At 63.9% G+C, this 17802-nt stretch carries 15 protein-coding genes; 3 read left to right on the top strand and 12 right to left on the bottom strand.

What is annotated here, in order from left to right; translation table 11 throughout:
• From glpK to glpD, 8 genes are all read right to left on the bottom strand, one after another.
• Positions 1-1494 (bottom strand): glycerol kinase GlpK, encoded by a 1494-nt coding sequence (glpK, locus tag ACQ4WR_RS18750; RefSeq protein ID WP_436489127.1) that lies wholly within the window; start codon positions 1492-1494, stop codon positions 1-3.
• Positions 1495-1580: 86 nt separating this feature from the next.
• Positions 1581-3308: an ABC transporter substrate-binding protein gene (locus ACQ4WR_RS18755; protein WP_102293162.1), complete on the bottom strand. Its 1728-nt coding sequence runs from the start codon at positions 3306-3308 to the stop codon at positions 1581-1583.
• A 71-nt stretch (positions 3309-3379) separates the two neighbouring features.
• The gene (locus ACQ4WR_RS18760; protein WP_180979313.1) at positions 3380-3655 is read right to left on the bottom strand and encodes a DUF2160 domain-containing protein; all 276 of its coding nucleotides are present in this window, start codon (positions 3653-3655) and stop codon (positions 3380-3382) included.
• Positions 3656-3686: 31 nt separating this feature from the next.
• Positions 3687-4493, bottom strand: a complete 807-nt coding sequence (locus ACQ4WR_RS18765; protein ID WP_374755226.1) for a carbohydrate ABC transporter permease — start codon at positions 4491-4493, stop codon at positions 3687-3689.
• Positions 4490-5377, bottom strand: a complete 888-nt coding sequence (locus ACQ4WR_RS18770) for a carbohydrate ABC transporter permease (protein WP_102293165.1) — start codon at positions 5375-5377, stop codon at positions 4490-4492. The genes ACQ4WR_RS18765 and ACQ4WR_RS18770 overlap by 4 nt, the downstream gene beginning before the upstream one ends.
• Positions 5374-6477, bottom strand: coding sequence for an ABC transporter ATP-binding protein (locus tag ACQ4WR_RS18775; RefSeq protein ID WP_436489130.1), 1104 nt, complete (start codon positions 6475-6477; stop codon positions 5374-5376). Before ACQ4WR_RS18775 ends, ACQ4WR_RS18770 begins: the two co-directional genes overlap by 4 nt.
• Position 6478: 1 nt before the next feature.
• Entirely contained in the window at positions 6479-7582 is a 1104-nt protein-coding gene (locus ACQ4WR_RS18780) for an ABC transporter ATP-binding protein (RefSeq protein WP_436489132.1), read from the bottom strand.
• 81 nt (positions 7583-7663) lie between these two features.
• Positions 7664-9232, bottom strand: a complete 1569-nt coding sequence (glpD, locus tag ACQ4WR_RS18785; protein WP_436489134.1) for a glycerol-3-phosphate dehydrogenase — start codon at positions 9230-9232, stop codon at positions 7664-7666.
• A gap of 194 nt (positions 9233-9426) precedes the next feature.
• Here glpD and ACQ4WR_RS18790 point away from each other — a divergent pair, with 194 nt between their 5' ends.
• Positions 9427-10188: a DeoR/GlpR family DNA-binding transcription regulator gene (locus tag ACQ4WR_RS18790; RefSeq protein ID WP_436489136.1), complete on the top strand. Its 762-nt coding sequence runs from the start codon at positions 9427-9429 to the stop codon at positions 10186-10188.
• Between the two features lie 365 nt (positions 10189-10553).
• Positions 10554-11057, top strand: coding sequence for a MarR family winged helix-turn-helix transcriptional regulator (locus tag ACQ4WR_RS18795; RefSeq protein ID WP_102293169.1), 504 nt, complete (start codon positions 10554-10556; stop codon positions 11055-11057).
• A 55-nt stretch (positions 11058-11112) separates the two neighbouring features.
• Here ACQ4WR_RS18795 and ACQ4WR_RS18800 read toward each other — a convergent pair whose 3' ends face one another.
• Positions 11113-11448, bottom strand: coding sequence for a hypothetical protein (locus ACQ4WR_RS18800; RefSeq protein WP_314631968.1), 336 nt, complete (start codon positions 11446-11448; stop codon positions 11113-11115).
• Between the two features lie 152 nt (positions 11449-11600).
• Here ACQ4WR_RS18800 and ACQ4WR_RS18805 point away from each other — a divergent pair, with 152 nt between their 5' ends.
• Complete coding sequence (locus ACQ4WR_RS18805) at positions 11601-12518, top strand: pyridoxal-phosphate dependent enzyme (RefSeq protein WP_436489139.1); 918 nt, start codon at positions 11601-11603, stop codon at positions 12516-12518.
• A gap of 3 nt (positions 12519-12521) precedes the next feature.
• Here ACQ4WR_RS18805 and ACQ4WR_RS18810 read toward each other — a convergent pair whose 3' ends face one another.
• The 3 genes from ACQ4WR_RS18810 to ACQ4WR_RS18820 form a co-directional block, all read right to left on the bottom strand.
• Positions 12522-14531: a diguanylate cyclase domain-containing protein gene (locus tag ACQ4WR_RS18810; protein WP_436489141.1), complete on the bottom strand. Its 2010-nt coding sequence runs from the start codon at positions 14529-14531 to the stop codon at positions 12522-12524.
• Positions 14528-15064, bottom strand: coding sequence for an adenylyl-sulfate kinase (cysC, locus tag ACQ4WR_RS18815; RefSeq protein WP_436489143.1), 537 nt, complete (start codon positions 15062-15064; stop codon positions 14528-14530). Before cysC ends, ACQ4WR_RS18810 begins: the two co-directional genes overlap by 4 nt.
• 62 nt (positions 15065-15126) lie before the next feature.
• Positions 15127-17796: a molybdopterin-dependent oxidoreductase gene (locus tag ACQ4WR_RS18820; RefSeq protein WP_436489145.1), complete on the bottom strand. Its 2670-nt coding sequence runs from the start codon at positions 17794-17796 to the stop codon at positions 15127-15129.
• Between the last annotated feature and the right edge of the window lie 6 nt (positions 17797-17802).

A 17802-nucleotide genomic window follows, 5' to 3' on the forward strand; every position in this document is an offset into this window, starting at 1 on the left:
TCACTCGCTCCAGTCGCGCGAGCGTTCCACGGCGCGCTGCCACTTGTGCAGCCGGCTCAAGCGTTCGTCGGCCGCCATGGCCGGTTCGAAACGGCGGCCCACCTGCCATTGGGCGGCGATTTCTTCTTCCGACGCCCAGAAGCCCACGGCCAGGCCCGCCAGGTAGGCGGCGCCCAGGGCCGTCGTTTCCGTCACCACGGGGCGCACCACGGGCACATTTAATATGTCGGCCTGGAACTGCATCAGCATGTCGTTGCGTGCCGCGCCGCCATCGACGCGCAGTTCGGAAAGCGCGATGCCCGCATCGTCCTGCATAGCGGACAAGACGTCGACGTTCTGGTAGGCCACGCCTTCCAGCGCCGCGCGCGCGATGTGCGCCTTGCCCGTGCCGCGCGTGATGCCGATCAGGGTGCCGCGCGCATACGGGTCCCAGTACGGCGCACCGAGGCCAGCGAACGCCGGCACGAAAACCAGGCCGCCCGAATCGGGCACGCTGGTGGCCAGCGCTTCCACTTCCGACGAATCGCGGATGATGCCGATACCGTCGCGCATCCATTGCACGGCGGCGCCGGCGATAAAGGCGCTGCCTTCGAGCAAGTAATCGGTCTGATTGGCAGCGGCACCCAGGCTCCAGCCCACCGTCATCAACAGGCGGTTTTTCGACTGCAGGGGCCGCTTGCCGACGTTCATCAGCATGAAGCAGCCCGTGCCGTAGGTATTCTTGGCCATGCCCGGTTTCAAGCAGGCCTGGCCGAAGGTGGCCGCCTGCTGGTCGCCCGCGATCCCGGCAATGGGCACGGACACGCCCAGCAAGGCCGCATGCGTGTACGCGGCCACGCCGCTCGATGGCACGACGTCGGGCAGCAAGGACGCGGGAATGTCCAGCAGCGCCAGCAAATCCGTGTCCCACTGCAGGGTGTGGATATTGAACAGCATGGTGCGCGCCGCGTTGCTCGTGTCCGTCAAGTGGGCGCCGCTCATCTTGTAGATCAGCCAGCTATCGACGGTGCCGAAGGCCAGCTCGCCCCGTTCGGCGCGCGCGCGGGCGCCGGCCACGTTGTCGAGCAGCCATTTGAGCTTGGTGGCGGAAAAATACGCGTCCAGTACCAGGCCCGTCTTTTGCTGGATCAGCTCCGCCTTGCCCTGCTCGACCAGCTGTTCGCAGAAGGCGGCATTGCGGCGGTCTTGCCAGACGATGGCGTTGGCGACGGGTTCGCCCGTGGCACGGTCCCACAGCACCGTCGTTTCGCGCTGGTTGGTGACGCCGATGGCGGCCACGTCGGCTGCGGCCACGCCGCTGTCGCGCAAGACCTGGTGCAGCACGCCCTCTTGCGAGGCCCAGATTTCAGCGGCGTCATGCTCGACCCAGCCCGGCTGGGGGAAAATCTGGCGGAACTCGCGCTGTGCGCTGGCGTGCGGCCGGCCCGCATGGTCGAACAGGATGGCGCGCGAACTGGTGGTGCCCTGGTCTAAAGCAAGTATGTATTTGGTCATGGTCTGGTGGTGCGGGATTCGGTAAAAACAGGCACGGAGCCATAGCGCTCCGTGCCTCAGGACAACGGCGGCAGAAGTTTACACGACTACCGCACCTTGCCTTCCTTCCAAGCCTGCAATAATTTATCGTAGGCAATCGTTTCACCCTTCGGCTTTTCATTCGCCAGCTTTTTCCATGGGGCGTGCTGGTCCGACAGATACTGATTCGGATCAACCTTCGGATTGAGCTTGGGCGCGCACGCCTTCATGCCGGCCCGCTGCAGCCGCGCCATGACCTGGTCCATTTCCTCGGCCAGGTTGTCCATGGCGGCTTGTGGCGTTTTTTCCGCCGTGATGGCCGTGGCCACGTTTTTCCACCACAGCTGGGCCAGCTTCGGATAGTCGGGCACGTTGTTGCCTGTCGGCGTCCACGCCACGCGGGCCGGACTGCGGTAGAACTCGATCAAGCCGCCGTATTCGTTCGCATGTTTCGTGAAGTAATCGTGGCGGATGTCGGAATCGCGGATAAACGTCAGGCCGACAATCGATTTCTTCAGCGACACGGTTTTCGACGTGACGAATTGCGCGTACAGCCAGGCGGCGGCCTTGCGGTCATCCGGCGTGGACTTGAACAGGAACCAGGAACCCACGTCCTGGTAGCCGTTCTGCATGCCCTCTTTCCAGTACGGACCGTGCGGCGACGGCGCCATGCGCCATTTCGGCGTGCCGTCCTTGTTCACCACCGGCAAGCCCGGTTTCGTCATGCCGGCCGTAAATGCCGTGTACCAGAAAATCTGCTGGGCGATTTCACCCTGCGCCGGCACGGGCCCCGATTCCGAGAAATTCATGCCGTTCGCCTGCGGCGGCGCGTATTTCTTCATCCAGTCGATATATTTCGTCAGCGCAAACACGGCCGCCGGCGAATTGGTGGCGCCGCCGCGCGACATCGAGGCGCCCACGGGCGTGCACTTGTCGGCCGCCACCCTGATGCCCCATTCATCGACAGGCATGCCGTTCGGAATGCCTTTGTCGGCCGCGCCAGCCATCGACAGCCACGCATCGGTGAAGCGCCAGCCCAGCGACGGATCTTTCTTGCCGTAATCCATGTGGCCATAGACTTTCTTGCCGTCCAGTTCCTTCACGTCATTCGTGAAGAAATCGGCGATGTCTTCATACGCGGACCAGTTTTGCGGCACGCCCAGCTCGTAGCCGTACTTGGCCTTGAACTTGGCCTGCAAATCCTTGCGGGCGAACCAGTCGGCGCGGAACCAGTACAGGTTGGCGAATTGCTGGTCGGGCAATTGATACACCTTGCCATCGGGCGCCGTGGTAAAGCTGATGCCGATGAAGTCCTTCAGGTCCAGGCCAGGATTGGTAAATTCCTTGCCCTTGGCGGCCATGTAGTCGGACAACGGCTCGACGGCGCCGTAGCGGTAGTGGGTGCCGATCAGGTCGGAATCGGAAATCCAGCCGTCATAGATGCTCTTGCCCGACTGCATGGAGGTCTGCAGCTTTTCCACCACGTCGCCTTCCTGGATGATGTCGTGGCGCACCTTGATGCCCGTGATTTCCTCGAAGGCCTTGGCCAGGGTCTTCGATTCGTAGACGTGGGTGTCGATGGTTTCCGAGACAACAGAAATTTCCTTGATGCCCTTGGCCTTCAGCTTGGCGGCCGCATCAATGAACCACTGCATTTCAGCAAGCTGTTGCTGCTTGCTCAGGCTGGATGGCTGGAATTCCTTGTCGATCCAGGTTTGCGCCTGCTTGGCGTCAGCCAGGGCCGCACTCGACACGAGCATGGCCGCAGCCGCGAAGACCGTGAACTTCAATTTCATCGTGAATCTCCCTTATAGTTATTGCCGGATGCCTGCTGGCGATCCGGCCTCCATCAACACCGGCAAGCCGGTCATCCCCAACGCATCAAAATCAACAGCAACACAAAACTGATGGCGGCACCTATCGATTGCTGCATTTCCGTGAATCCCGCCCACGCCAGGTTCACATACGCCGCCGTGAGCAGCCCGATGAACAGGCGGTCGCCGCGCGTCGTCGGCATCGGCAGGAAACCCTTGCGCTCGATGCTGGGCGAGCGGATTTGCCAGATCGTCATGCCGGCCAGCATCAGGCCGATGCAAATGAAAAAGACGGCCACTTCCGGCGTCCACGCCATCCAGCCGAACAGGCTGGCTGTGCTATCCGTATTGTTTTCCATGTCACACCCTCCCCATCGCGAAACCCTTGGCTATGTAATGCCGCACGAACCAGATCACCAGCGCGCCGGGCACGATGGTCAAGACGCCGGCCGCCGCCAGCACGCCCCAGTCCATGCCGGCCGCCGATACCGTGCGCGTCATGGTGGCGGCGATCGGTTTGGCGTTGACGGATGTCAAGGTGCGCGCCAGCAGCAATTCCACCCAGCTGAACATGAAGCAGAAGAAGGCCGTCACGCCCACGCCCGACTTGATCATCGGCAGGAAGATGCGAATGAAAAAGCGGGGAAAGCTGTAGCCGTCGATATACGCCGTCTCGTCGATTTCCTTCGGCACGCCGGACATGAAGCCTTCCAGTATCCATACGGCCAGCGGCACGTTGAAGACCATGTGCGCCAGCGCCACGGCCAGATGCGTATCCATCAGGCCGACAGTCGAATACAGCTGGAAGAAGGGCACGAGGAAGACGGCAGGCGGCGTCATGCGGTTGGTCAGCAGCCAGAAGAACAGATGCTTGTCGCCGACAAAGTTGTAGCGCGAGAACGCATACGCGGCCGGCAAGGCCACCGTGACCGACATGACCATGTTCAGCGCCACGTAGATCATGGAATTGATGTAGCCGCTGTACCACGACGGGTCCGTAAAGATGGTCTTGTAGTTGGCGAACGTCAGCTGCTCGGGCCACAGGCTCAGCACGCCGACGATTTCCTCGTTGGTCTTGAGCGACATATTGAGCATCCAGTAGATGGGCAGCAAGGAACCCAGCAGGAAGACGATCAGGATGACGCCACTGATTTTGCGGTTCATCATTTCTGGTCTCCCGTGCCGACGCGCTGCATCCACGTGTACAGCACAAAGCAGAACAGCAGGATGATGAGGAAATAGATCAGCGAGAAGGCCGAGGCCGGTCCCAGGTCAAACTGGCCTACGGCCTTTTGCGTCAGGTACTGCGACAAAAAGGTGGTGGCATTGCCCGGACCGCCGCCCGTCAGCACGAATGGCTCCGTGTAGATCATGAAACTGTCCATGAAGCGCAGCAAGACGGCGATCATCAAGACATTGCGCAGTTTCGGCAGCTGGATGTAGCGGAACACGGCCAGGCGCGAGGCGCCGTCGATGCGTGCCGCCTGGTAATACGCGTCGGGAATGGCGCGCAAGCCCGCATAGCACAGCAGCACCACCAGCGGCGTCCAGTGCCAGATATCCATCACCATCACCGTCAGCCACGCGTCGAGCGAATTGCCGTTGTAGTTGTAGTCCAACCCCAGCTGGTTCAGGGTATAGCCCATCAGGCCGATGTCGCCGCGGCCAAAGATTTGCCAGATGGTGCCAACCACGTTCCAGGGGATCAGGAGGGGCAGCGCGATCAGCACCAGGGCCAGCGACGCCTTCCAGCCATCGGCCGGCATGCACAGGGCGATCAGGATGCCCAGCGGAATCTGGATCGCCAGCACGGAACCGGAAAACAGCAGCTGGCGCAGCAAGGCGCTGTGCAGGTCGCCATCGAGCATGACCATGCGGAACCACTCGGTGCCGACGAAGACCTTTTGCGTGGGGCTCAAAATATCCTGCACGGAATAGTTCACCACCGTCATCAGCGGCAGGATGGCGGAAAAGGCCACGCACAGCAGCACGGGCAAGATCAGCAGCCAGGCGCGGCGGTTGTTATCGGTTTTACCGTTATTGATCATCATGCCACCCGCTTATCGTTGACGTAGTACAAGGTGCGTTGCTGGGGAAAGCGCAGCCGCACATCCGCGCCCGCCACGGCATCGATGGCGCGCAGCTTGGCCGCCACGGTGGCACCGCCCAAGCGAAACTCGGCCAGGTAGTGCGTGCCCATGTTGCGCACGGCGCTGACGGTGGCGGCCAGGGTATTTTCCGCATCCGCTTCGCCGCCCTCTCCCGTCGCCAGGCATTCAACGAATTCGGGCCGCACGCCGACCGTGATTTTGCCTTGCGCGCCCGACAGCGCCGCGCGGGCGGCAGCGGACACGGCCAGCAGTTGCCCCGCCACGCGCACGCCGCCATCGTCCACCGTGCAATCGAGCAGGTTCATGCCCGGATTGCCGATGAAATAGCCGACAAACGTGTGTTCGGGTTCTTCGAACAGCGCCTGCGCGCTGCCCGTCTGCACCACTTCGCCCTGCGTCATGACGACCACCTGGTCGGCAAAGGTCAAGGCTTCCACCTGGTCGTGCGTGACGTAGATCAGCGACAGTTTCAGTTCGTGATGGATTTCCTTTAACTTTCTGCGCAACAGCCATTTCAGGTGCGGGTCGATCACCGTCAGCGGTTCGTCGAACAGCACGGCCGCCACGTCGGGACGCACGAGACCGCGTCCCAGCGAAATCTTTTGCTTCGCGTCCACGGACAGGCCGCTGGCGCGCAGCTTCAGGTCGCCCGTCAATTCCAGCATCTGCGCCACCTGCTGCACGCGCTTGCGCACTTCGGCCTCCTTCCAGCCGCGATTGCGCAGTGGAAACGCCAAATTATCATGCACGGTCATGGTGTCGTAAATGACGGGAAACTGGAACACTTGGGCGATATTGCGCGCTTCCGTGGGCAGTTGCGTCACATCCTTGCCGTCGAACAGCACCTTGCCATGCGACGGCTTTACCAGGCCGGAAATAATGTTGAGCAAGGTCGTCTTGCCGCAGCCGGACGGCCCCAGCAAGGCATACGCGCCACCGTCATGCCACGCCATGCTCATCGGCCGCAGCGCGTAGTCGGCCGGTGCCGTGGGGTTCGGTTTGTAGGCGTGGGCCAGGTCGAGCAGTTCAATGCGCGCCATGTCAGGCTCCCCCTGCCGTGGCGTGCACTGGCGCATACAGGAGCGCGCCATCGTCGCCGAAGATCAGCAAGGCATGCGGCTGGCAATACACGGTGCAGGCGCTGCCGATTTCCAGATTGTGCACGCCACCGAGCTGGGCCACCAGCGCCAGCTCGCCACGGCGCGCATGCACATAGGTTTCCGAGCCGCTGATTTCCGCCAGGTCCACCTGCGCGGCGATGGGCACGTCGCCATCGGACTGGGGCGACAGATGCAGGCTGTGCGCACGCACGCCGAGGATCACGTCTTGCCGCCCGCCCAGGCGCGCGCGCTGTGCGCCGCTCAAGTGGATGGCCAGGCCGTCCGCCGCCTGCGCCACGCCGTGCGCATCGACACGCGCGGCGATCAGGTTGATGGGCGGATCGCTGAAGGTGCGCGCCACGGCGATGGAATTGGGCGCATTGAAGACATCCAGGGTCGGCCCCTGCTGCAGCAAGCGGCCTTCATGCAACACGGCAACGTGGCCACCCAGCTGCAGCGCTTCCAGCGGTTCCGTGGTGGCGTACACGACCGTCGTGCTGCCGCTGGAAAACAGTTCCGTCAGTTCGCGGCGCAATTCCTCGCGCAATTTGTAGTCGAGGTTGACCAGCGGTTCGTCGAGCAGCAGCAATGACGCATCCTTGATCAGCGCGCGCCCCAGCGCCGTGCGCTGCTGCTGGCCACCGGACAGCTCGCCCGGCGTGCGCTGCAGGTACGGCGTGATATGCAGGCGCTCGGCCAGCGCCTGCACTTTCACGCGGATCTGTTCCTCGGGGACCTTGCGCAGGCGCAAGGGCGAGGCGATATTGTCGTAGACGGTGAAGGCCGGATAGTTGATGAATTGCTGGTACACCATGGCCAGGTTGCGTTTGCTGACGGGCACGCCCGTCACGTCCACGCCATCGGCCGTGACCGTGCCGCTGCTGGGCTTGTCCAGGCCCGCCATCACGCGCATCAGGGTCGTCTTGCCGGCACGCGTGGTACCCAGCAGCACATTGATGGCGCCCGGCACGAGGGCCAGCGACATCGGATATAAATAGTCGTCAGCACCCTGCTTCCTGCTGATCTTGTCCAGTACCAGTTGCACGCGCTTCTCCTCCAGTGATGTGTTCTTATTCTTCGCCGCGTCCTCTGCGGGAAGCGGTCGCCAGCACGATCTTTTCTCGGGCTACAACGGGTGCCGCGCCAGCCAGGCATCGAGCGTGTCCGCCGTCGCGCGCGGCAGGTGCAGGCCCAGCTTCGAGCGCCGCCACAGGATGTCGGCCGCGCTGACGGCCCATTCATGGCGCCGCACATAATCGACTTCCGCCGCGTACAGCCCGGTGGCGATTTCCTCGCCCATGGCCGCCACGTCCGTTCGCCCGTCCAGCAGCACGTGGATGCGCGTGCCATACGCGCGCGCATAACGGGCCACCAGCGGCGCCGGCAGCCACGCGTATTGGCGCTGCACGCCTTGCACGAACTGGCCGAATTCGCGCACGGCGCGGTTTTGCGGCGCACTGCCGAACAGGTCGCCGCCAGGCAGGCAAGCCTTGGCCGTCCACGCCCCCCGCGTTGCACCCTGCTGCAACAGCGGTGCCAGCACATCCACCGCCTCCTCGGCCAGCTTGCGAAACGTGGTGATCTTGCCGCCGAAAATGCTCAGCAAAGGCACCCCATCCTGCTCCAGCTCGAAACGGTAATCGCGCGTCACGGCCTTGGCATCGGCCGCCGCATCTTCCACCAGCGGGCGCACGCCCGCATACGTCCAGACCACGTCGGCAGGATCGACAGGCTTGCTGAAATAGTAACTGGAAAGTTCGCACAAGTAACGAATTTCCTCGTCGTCAATTTCCACCTTGCCGCTGTCGCCCTGGTAATCGAGGTCGGTGGTGCCGATCAGGGTGAAATCGTGCTCATAGGGAATGGCAAACACGATGCGGCCATCGGGATGCTGAAAAATGTAGGCATGATCATGCGCGAACAGGCGCTTGACGACGATATGGCTGCCCTTGATCAGGCGCAAATGCCGGTGCGGCGCGGCGGGCGCCGCCTGGCGCAGGAATTGCGCCGTCCATGGCCCGGCCGCGTTGACGACGCTGCGCGCGCGCACGGCCGTTTGTTTCCCGTCGGCATCTTGCAAGGTGGCCAGCCAGGAAGCGCCCTCCCCCTCGCCTTCGCGCGCCAGGGCCGTGCAGCGCGTGCGCGTCAGGATGCGCGCGCCGTGCTCCGCCGCATCGATGGCATTGAGCACCACCAGGCGCGCATCGTCGACCCAGCCATCGGAATACACGAAGCCGCGCTTGAACTCGGGTTTTAAGGGTTGGCCCGCCGCATGGCGCGCGAGGTCGATGCCGCTGGAGGCGGGCAAGAGTTCGCGCCGCGCCAGCATATCGTAGAGAAACAGGCCGGCGCGTATCAGCCAGGCCGGACGCTGGCCTTTCGCGTGCGGCATGACGAAACGCAGCGGCCACATGATGTGCGGCGCCGAGCGCAGCAGCACTTCGCGTTCGATCAGCGCCTTGCGCACGAGGCCGAACTCATAGTATTCGAGGTAGCGCAGGCCGCCGTGTATCAGCTTGGTCGAGGCGGACGAGGTGTGCGCGGCCAAGTCATCCTTTTCGCACAGCACCACGGACAGGCCGCGCCCGGCCGCGTCGCGCGCGACGCCGGCGCCGTTGATGCCGCCGCCCACCACCAGCACGTCGCATGCGAGCGTGCCGTCTGCCGCTTCCTCGTCCTGCAGTGCTGCCGCCATCGGGACTCCGTCACTGTGAAGTACCGGTGCGCCAGGAAAGACTAGGCACTGCCGGCAACTGCCGTTAAGATCAAGTTTGATGTGATACGCATGCAATATGAATAAGGTTACGCCAGAATACGAAAACATAGCAACATATTTTCAATACTATTTGTTCGTTTCTGTTCGTTTATGATTTTAAAAGAGACATGCCCATGAATTTGAATCCCCGCCAGCGCCGCCTGCTGGAAGTGGTGCGCCAGAAGGTCACGATGTCCGTCGAAGAGCTGGCCCAGCAGCTGGAAGTGACGCCGCAGACCGTGCGCCGCGACGTCAAGCAGATGGAGGCAGCGCGCCTGCTGGCCCGCTACCACGGCGGCGTGGGCTTGCCCTCGTCCGTGGAAAACATCGATTACAGCCAGCGGCAAGTGTTCAACAGCGAGGCCAAGCGGCGCATCGCCGCCGCCGTCGCCACGCAAGTGCCGCACGGCTGTTCACTGCTGATCAATATCGGCACGACCACCGAGGAAGTGGCGCGCGCCCTGGGCCGCCACACGGGCTTGCACGTGGTGACGAACAACCTGAACGTGGCCGCCATCCTGGCTGACAACGCGGCCTGCGAAGTGATCGTGGCCGGCGGCGTGGTGCGCGGGCGCGACCGCGGCATCGTGGGCGAAGCCACCATCGACTTCATCCGCCAGTTCAAGGTCGACATCGGCATCATCGGCATTTCCAGCATCGACGAAGATGGCAGCCTGCGCGACTTCGATGCGCGCGAAGTGAAGGTGGCGCAAGCGATCATCGAGCAGTCGCGCGAAGTGTGGCTGGTGGCCGACCAGCATAAATTCGGCCGCAAGGCACTGGTACGCCTGGCCGACCTGGCGCAAGTGGACATCCTGTTTACAGATGCGCCGCCGCCGCCCCGCTTTGCCGAAGTATTGCGCGACGCGCGCGTCAAGGTGCTTGTCGCGGCGTGAGGCGCACCGGGGCGGCGTGGCACGGCAGCTGTCGCGAGGGCAAGACGCCTTATGTGGGAAAGCACACTGAATGATATGAAATATTTATCTATTCACCAGAAATGCTGTTACCATTGATGCAACATGCGTTATTTTTTTAATCTTCCTCTCCGGCAGTACGATTATTCGCCTGATATTGCTTTTTATGCACTTAAAGCAATAGAATGAAGAAGACCGCGAAGACGAGCGCATTGCAGCTAAATGATTTCCAGTGAAAACAGTGTTAGAACTACCTCACGCAAGACGATTATTCCCCAACAAACCACTCGACAGCAAGCGCCAAGGCCTTAACCATGCCGGCAGCGCCGCCCAGTGAAGGAAAAGAAATGAGCCATAATTTTGAAGCGGCCGCCATGCCGCAAGCCTCCCATCCCAACAGCGCTCACGTCAGCGAACTGGAAGCACATCTCGGTTACTGGCTGCGTTTCGTTTCCAACCATGTTTCTCACAGCTTCCAGAAGAAGGCCGAAGCCAATGGCGTGACGGTATCCGAATGGGTGGTGCTGCGCGAAATGTTCCGTCTCGGCTGCACCTCGCCCACCGTGCTGGCGCAGGTAGCCGGCATGAGCAAGGGCGCCGTCTCGAAACTCATCGACCGCCTGGAAAGCAAGGGCATGGTCAGCAAATCGATCCTGCTGGCCGACCGCCGCCAGCACTCGATCGAGCTGACCACCGAAGGCGAGGCCCTGGTGCCCGTACTGGCAGGCATGGCCGACCAGAACGACGAGGAATTCTTCGGCAAGCTGCCACGCCAGCTGCGCGACGACTTGCTCGAAGCCATGAAGGAAGTGGCGCGCGCACATCAGCTCAAGAGCGCGCCGCTGAACTGACGGGTGATAAAAAAAAGGCGCCGCAGCGCCCTTGGAGGAATCGCCAGCCGATGGCTCAGGCAGTCGGCGATGGCAGGGCGATGCCGATGGCAGCGGCCGCTTCTGCATTTTCGCTTGGCGAACCTGCCAGCACGTAGCCGCGCTCCAGCAGCTTGCCCGTGTAGTATTTGTTGTACAGGAAGGCCCACACCACGCCGACGATGAACATGCCGAAGCCGGCGGTAAACAGGCCGATGATTACCGTGACGACAAAGGCGCCGATAAAAGTAATGAAATCGCCGCGGAACAGGGCAGGGAAAAAGCCGAAGAAGAACGTGGTCCACGAAAAGCCGTAAAAGCCGTCTTTCATCAGGCCCGTGTCCTTGTGTTTCATTGCAATACGAGTTGCCATTACTTTTCCTTTGTTTTTTAAAGTAGAAAAAAATTTAATTTAGTTTATCAACTTTGCAAATTGTCGTGTGGAAATTTTTCGTGCTCAGCGGGACACCGCCATGACTGTCATCCGGGCTAAGATACTGGTCTGATTGTCTACATGGAACACGCATGGCCCTGCACATCGAAACCCCTCTGCTCAACTCGCGCGCCCTGAGCCTGCACAGCGAGCGCGCCATCTGGCTCAAGCTGGAAGCCTTGCAGCCGCCTGGCTCCTTCAAGATCCGCGGCATCGGCCTGGCGTGCGAAGAATATGCGCGCCGTGGCGCCAGCCGCTTCATCTCTTCCTCGGGCGGCAATGCCGGCATCGCCGTCGCGTATGCGGGCCGCCAGCTGGGCATCCCCGTCATCGTGGTCGTACCGGAAACCACCAGCGCCAGGGCCAGGGCCCTGATCGCGCAGGAAGGCGCGGAAGTCATCGTGCATGGCGCCGCCTGGCAGGAAGCCAACGCGCTGGCGCAATCGATGCTCACGCCGCAAGACGCGTTTCTGCACCCGTTCGACGACCCGCTGCTGTGGCAAGGCCACGCGGGCATGATCGACGAAGTGGCGCAGGCGGGCCTGAAACCGGACGCCGTGGTGCTGTCGGTGGGCGGCGGCGGCTTGCTGGCCGGCGTGGCGCAAGGCTTGCAGCGCAATGGCTGGGATGACGTGGCCCTGGTCGCCGTGGAAACGCAGGGCGCCGCCTCGCTGGCGGCCGCCGTCGCCGCGCGCGAACATGTGGCCCTGCCCGCCGTGAGCAGCATCGCCACCTCGCTGGCCGCGCGCCAGGTCTGCGCCCAGGCTTTCCACATCAGCCAGACACGCCTGCTGCACAGCGTGGTGGTCTCGGACCAGGCCGCCGTCGACGCCTGCCGGCGTTTCATCGGCGACCAGCGCCTGGTGGTGGAGCCGGCGTGCGGCGCGGCCCTGGCGGCCGTCTACGGCAACGTGCCGCAGCTGGCGCCGTACCGCAATGTGCTGGTCATCGTCTGCGGCGGCGTCACCGCCACCACGCAGCAGCTCGACCAGTGGGCCGCCAGCCTGTAAGGGCTACTGCGGCGTGGCCGCCTCGATCAGCGCCACGCCATCGCGGCCCTGCCCCTTGGCCTGGTACAGGGCCTGGTCGGCCAGGTCCAGTAGCTGCGCCGGCGTGAGTTCGCCGGCGCGGAAAATGGCGATGCCGATGCTGGTGGTGACGGGCAGCGCGCCGCTGGCCAGGTCGAATGGCGCGCGGATGGCATCGATGATCTTGGCGCCGATCTGCCGCACTTCGGCCGCGCTCTTCACGCCCTCGAAAATGATCACGAATTCATCGCCTGCCAGGCGCGCCACCAGGTCGCTGGCGCGCACGCTGCGTGCCAGGCGGCTGGCAAACTCCTTGAGTACCTCGTCGCCCGCATGGTGTCCCAGGCTGTCATTGATGGCCTTGAAGCGGTCGATGTCGAGGTAGGCCAGCGCCATCGGCGCCTGCGTGGCGCGCGTGCGCTGCATGCTCTGCGCCAGCTGTTCGTCGAAGCGGCGGCGGTTGGCGATGCCCGTCAGGATATCGGTGGCGGCGGCAAACTGCAGCGCCGTGTGCACCGCCTTGACCTTGGTGATTTCATGGATCAGGCCATACACGCCGGCCACCACCCCGCTCTCGTCCACGTCGGGCACATAACTGGTCTGGAAGGCGCGCCGCGCGCCGCCCCCTTCGCCCTCGATGGTAAATTCGTACTCGACTTCCTCGCCCGCGAAGGCGCGCAGCAGGTACTCCTCGCGCAGCTGGTACGCTTCCTCGCCCAGCACGTCGCGGATAGACTGCATCATGCTTTCCTGCCGCGACCTGCCGAACCATTTTTCAAACGTCGCGTTGATGAACTGGTAGCGGTGCTCGCGGTCGATATACACGATCACCACGGGCACGTGGTCCGTCAGCAGCTTCAGGCGCCGTTCGCTGTCGCGCGTCTGCGCCTCGGCGATTTCGCGCTCGGCCACCAGCGAGTAAAAGTCGCGGCTCAAGTCGCCGATCTCGTCGCGCCGTTCGATCTGCAGCGCTTCGATGCCCAGGCGCTGGCGGCGAATCTGGTGTACCTGCCGGCGCAGCCGTTCCAAAGGCTGCAACAGGCGCAGCACCACGCGCCAGCCGGCCAGGCCGGCCAGGCCCGCCAGCAGCACGGCGGCCAGCAGGATCTTGCTGCGCATCGCATGCAAGGGCGCGAACGCCGCGTTCATCGGATACACGGACGCCAGTATCCAGCCCGTGCCGGCGATGCGATGGTAGGCGAACAGCGCATCGACGCCCTGCGCCGTGGTGCCCGCCATCCAGCCTTCGAAACCCTGCATGGCGCGCCGCGTGGGCAGGCTGATCGGACCATTTGCCTCGATATGCTGCATGATGCGCGACTTGTCCGGATGTTCGACGATGACACCCTCATTCGTCATGATGTACAGATAGCCGCCCTTGCCCGGCTTGAGCGCGTCCAGGCGTCCCAGGAAATCGGGCTGGCGCAGGTTCACGCTGGCCGCCAGCACATAGCGCACGCCACCGTGCGCGTTGAAGACGGGCTGCGTCACGACGACGACGGGCATGCCCGAGATGCTGCCGTTGAGCGGCGCGGAGATGACGGAGCGCCTGGTTGCCAGCGTCTGCTCGAAATACGGCCGGCCTTTCAGGCTCATCCCCGCCTGCGCCTTGAACGGGCTCACGCTGGCCAGCAGGACGCCGTCGGCCGCCACCACGCCGGCCGAATAAAACTCGCTGGCCAGCACCGTTTGCGCGGCCAGGAAGCGCTGCAGGCTGGCATCATCGTGCGCGCCGCCAGCCGCCAGGCTGTCGGCGACGACGCGCAGCACATTGCGCTTGGCATCGAGTTCCTCGTCGATGAAGACGGCGGCGCTGGACAGCGACACATATTGCTGGCGCCCCGTGACGTCGCGCATGCCCCGTTCGGCCACGGCCAGGGTGGCCAGCGCCAGCAAGGCGACGGCGCCGAGCACCAGCAGGAAGACGACCACGCTCATGCGCGCCTTCAGGCTGGCGGGCAGGCGCCGGCGCAGCCGTTTTCGCCAGCTCGTCACTGCTGCTGCCTTTGCCACAGATACTGGCAGATGCGTTCGACCGACTCCTCAAGTGCCAGCGCCTGCGTATCGAGCGTCAGGGCGGCATCCAGCGGCGCTTCATACGGCGCCGACACACCCGTAAATTGCGCGATCTGGCCCGCGCGCGCCTTGGCATACAGGCCCTTGACATCGCGCGCCTCGCACACGGCGACAGGCGTGCTGACATGGATTTCGATGAATTGGCCGGCACCGATGACCTGCGCGGCCATGGCGCGGTCGGCGCGGTACGGAGAAATGAAGGCGGCGATGACAGTCAGGCCCGCGTCATTCATCAGGCGCGCCACTTCGGCCGTGCGGCGGATGTTTTCATGCCGGTCTTGCGGCGTAAAACCCAGGTCGCGGTTCAGGCCATGGCGCAACTGGTCGCCATCGAGCACCGTCACGGCCCTTCCCTGCGCCTTCAGCGTCTGCGCCAGTGCCAGGGCGATACTGGTCTTGCCTGCGCCGCTCAAGCCCGTCAGCCAGAGCGTCGGGTGTTGTGCTGCTGTCATCACACTGCCTCTCCCTTATAGAGCTGGCAATATAGCAAAGCCGCGCGGGAAAGGACAGAATATCAGGCCGCGCTGCGCGCCTCAAGCAGCAACTGTCGTATCTCCGGTACGCAGGAGCCGCAATTGCCGCCCGCCTTGAGGCAGGCCGTCACCTGCGCCGTTGTCGTCATGCCTTGCTCGCGGATGGCCGCGCAGATGCTGTTGCGTCCCACGCCAAAGCACGCGCACACGGTGGGGCCGGCATCCGCGCCCTTGCCGATGGGCTGGCCCAGCAGCACGCCGGCGCGGTCCGCCGCATCAAGCTGCGCATGCGCGAACAGGCCGGCCAGCCAGCTGCGCGACGGCAGGTCGGGCCGCGGCGACACATACACGCATTGCGCGATGCGTCCGTCTTCCAGGTGCACGGCGCGGTACACGCCGGCGCTGGCGTCCGCGTAATCGAGCCAGTCGGCGTTGTCGTCCGTGGCGCCCAGCAGCGCGCGCGCCCAGGCGCCCAGGTCACTGATGCGCTGGCGGCCAGCCAGCTCGTAGCGCAGGAACTGTTCGCCCTGGATGCGCGTCCAGTGCGCCACGCCGTCCAGGTTCAAGGGCGTGCGGCTGAGCACAAATGCATGCCAGTGCACGCGGAACTGCTCGATGCGTACGGGCGTGTGCTTGAATTCCGGTTCGCCCGAGACGGGATCGACCACCGGGTTGACGACGGCGCCCACGCGCGCGTCGGACGCATTCGCGCCGCTCCAGTGGATCGGCACGAAGACCTGGCCGCGCGCGATGCCGCCGCCATGCACGACCCGCGCCACCATCGCGCCCCAGGCGCTGGAAACGCGCGCCAGCTCGCCTTCGCGCACGCTGTACAGCAGCGCGTCCTGCGGGTGGATGTCGATGAAGGCTTCGGCGACGTGGCCCGACAGTTTTGCCGCCTTGCCCGTGCGCGTCATGGTATGCCACTGGTCGCGCACCCGGCCCGTGTTGAGGATCAGCGGATAGTCTTCGTCGGGCACGTTGCGCGGCGCGCGCGGCGGCGTGGGAATGAAACGCGCGCGCCCGTCCGCATGCGCGAAACGGCCGTTGCCGAACAGGCGCGCCTGGCCCTGCGGCCACTGCTGCGGCGGCAAGGCATCGTACTGCGCGCCATTCAGCGCCACCAGGTGCGACAGATTGAACAGGCGCTTTGTGGCTGCCGCGTTGCGGAAGGCGGACAGGCGCGCGTGTTCATCGAAAATGGCGTGCGGCGAGGTGAATGCAAAGCCCGCATAGCCCATGCGCGTGGCTACCTGGCACAGCACTTGCCAGTCGGCCCGCGCTTCGCCCGGCGCCGGCAGGAATGCGCGCTGGCGCGAAATGCGCCGCTCCGAGTTCGTCACCATGCCATCCTTCTCGCCCCAGCCCAGCGCTGGCAGCAGCACGTGCGCATGCGCATTCGTGTCCGACTGCGCGCTGATGTCCGACACCACCACCAGCTCGCACTGATCGAGCGCGCGGCGCACCTGGTCGGCGTCCGGCATGCTGACCAGCGGATTGGTGGCGATGATCCACACGGCCTTGACCTTGCCCGCTTCGATGGCCTGGAACAGCTCCACCGCCTTCAAGCCAGGCTTGCTGGCGATGCGGGGCGCGTCCCAGAACGCTTGCACGGTATCGCGGTGCAGTGGATTATCCAGCTCCAGGTGGGCAGCCAGCACGTTGGCCAGGCCGCCCACTTCGCGCCCGCCCATGGCGTTGGGCTGGCCCGTCAGCGAAAACGGTCCCATGCCCGGCTGGCCGATGCGCCCCGTTGCCAAGTGGCAGTTGATGATGCTGTTGACCTTGTCCGTGCCGGAAGACGACTGGTTCACGCCCTGCGAAAAGGCCGTCACGACCTTGCGCGTGGCGACGAACGCCTGGTAAAACGCCAGCAAGGCGTGCGGGTCAACCTTGCAGATTTTCGCCACCTGCAGCGGATCGCCGCAATCGACATGCGCGGCGGCCAGCGCCGCATCCAGCCCGGAACTGTGCTGCGTGACGAAGGCGTCGTCGATCACGCCCTCTTTCGCCAGATGACACAACAAGCCGTTGAACAGCCACACGTCCGTGCCCGGCTTCACGGGCAAATGCATATCGGCCAGTTCGCAAGTGGCCGTGCGGCGCGGGTCGATCACCACCAGTGTCATTTCCGGCCGGCTTTCCTTGATGCGGGCGATGCGCTGGAACAGGATGGGGTGGCACCAGGCCGTGTTCGAGCCGACCAGCACGATCATGTCGGCCAGTTCCAGGTCTTCATAGCAGCCAGGCACGATATCCTCGCCAAACGCCCGCTTGTGGCCGGCCACGGCCGACGACATGCACAGGCGCGAATTGGTGTCGATATTCGCGCTGCCCACATAGCCCTTCATGAATTTATTGGCGACATAATAATCTTCCGTCAGCAGCTGGCCCGAGACATACAGGGCCACGGCGTCGGGGCCGTGTGCATCGATGATGGCGCGCAGGCCGCCAGCCACGTGCTCCAGCGCCGCATCCCAGGAAGACGGCTGCAGCACGCCGTCGACGCGCACCTGCGGTTGCAGCAGCCGCTTGTCGAGGCCCAGCGTATCGCCCAGCGCAGAGCCTTTCACGCACAGCTTGCCCTGGTTGGCCGGGTGGCTGGCATCGCCGGCGATGCGGATGGCGCCACCGGGCAAGGTTGTGGCTTCCACGCCGCAGCCGACGCCGCAATACGGGCAAGTGGTTTTCACGGGTGTGCAGCTAGTCATGAAAGT

Source organism: Janthinobacterium amylolyticum, from assembly GCF_051380655.1.
Classification (GTDB): Bacteria; Pseudomonadota; Gammaproteobacteria; order Burkholderiales; family Burkholderiaceae_D; genus Janthinobacterium.

Excerpts from the sequence above, each read along its gene's own strand:
- glpK (WP_436489127.1), bottom strand. The coding sequence starts at position 1,494 with ATGACCAAATACATACTTGCTTTAGACCAGGGCACCACCAGTTCGCGC.
- ACQ4WR_RS18755 (WP_102293162.1), bottom strand. The coding sequence starts at position 3,308 with ATGAAATTGAAGTTCACGGTCTTCGCGGCTGCGGCCATGCTCGTGTCG.
- ACQ4WR_RS18765 (WP_374755226.1), bottom strand. The coding sequence starts at position 4,493 with ATGATGAACCGCAAAATCAGTGGCGTCATCCTGATCGTCTTCCTGCTG.
- ACQ4WR_RS18770 (WP_102293165.1), bottom strand. The coding sequence starts at position 5,377 with ATGATGATCAATAACGGTAAAACCGATAACAACCGCCGCGCCTGGCTG.
- ACQ4WR_RS18775 (WP_436489130.1), bottom strand. The coding sequence starts at position 6,477 with ATGGCGCGCATTGAACTGCTCGACCTGGCCCACGCCTACAAACCGAAC.
- glpD (WP_436489134.1), bottom strand. The coding sequence starts at position 9,232 with ATGGCGGCAGCACTGCAGGACGAGGAAGCGGCAGACGGCACGCTCGCA.
- ACQ4WR_RS18790 (WP_436489136.1), top strand. The coding sequence starts at position 9,427 with ATGAATTTGAATCCCCGCCAGCGCCGCCTGCTGGAAGTGGTGCGCCAG.
- ACQ4WR_RS18795 (WP_102293169.1), top strand. The coding sequence starts at position 10,554 with ATGAGCCATAATTTTGAAGCGGCCGCCATGCCGCAAGCCTCCCATCCC.
- ACQ4WR_RS18800 (WP_314631968.1), bottom strand. The coding sequence starts at position 11,448 with ATGGCAACTCGTATTGCAATGAAACACAAGGACACGGGCCTGATGAAA.
- ACQ4WR_RS18805 (WP_436489139.1), top strand. The coding sequence starts at position 11,601 with ATGGCCCTGCACATCGAAACCCCTCTGCTCAACTCGCGCGCCCTGAGC.
- cysC (WP_436489143.1), bottom strand. The coding sequence starts at position 15,064 with ATGACAGCAGCACAACACCCGACGCTCTGGCTGACGGGCTTGAGCGGC.
- ACQ4WR_RS18820 (WP_436489145.1), bottom strand. The coding sequence starts at position 17,796 with ATGACTAGCTGCACACCCGTGAAAACCACTTGCCCGTATTGCGGCGTC.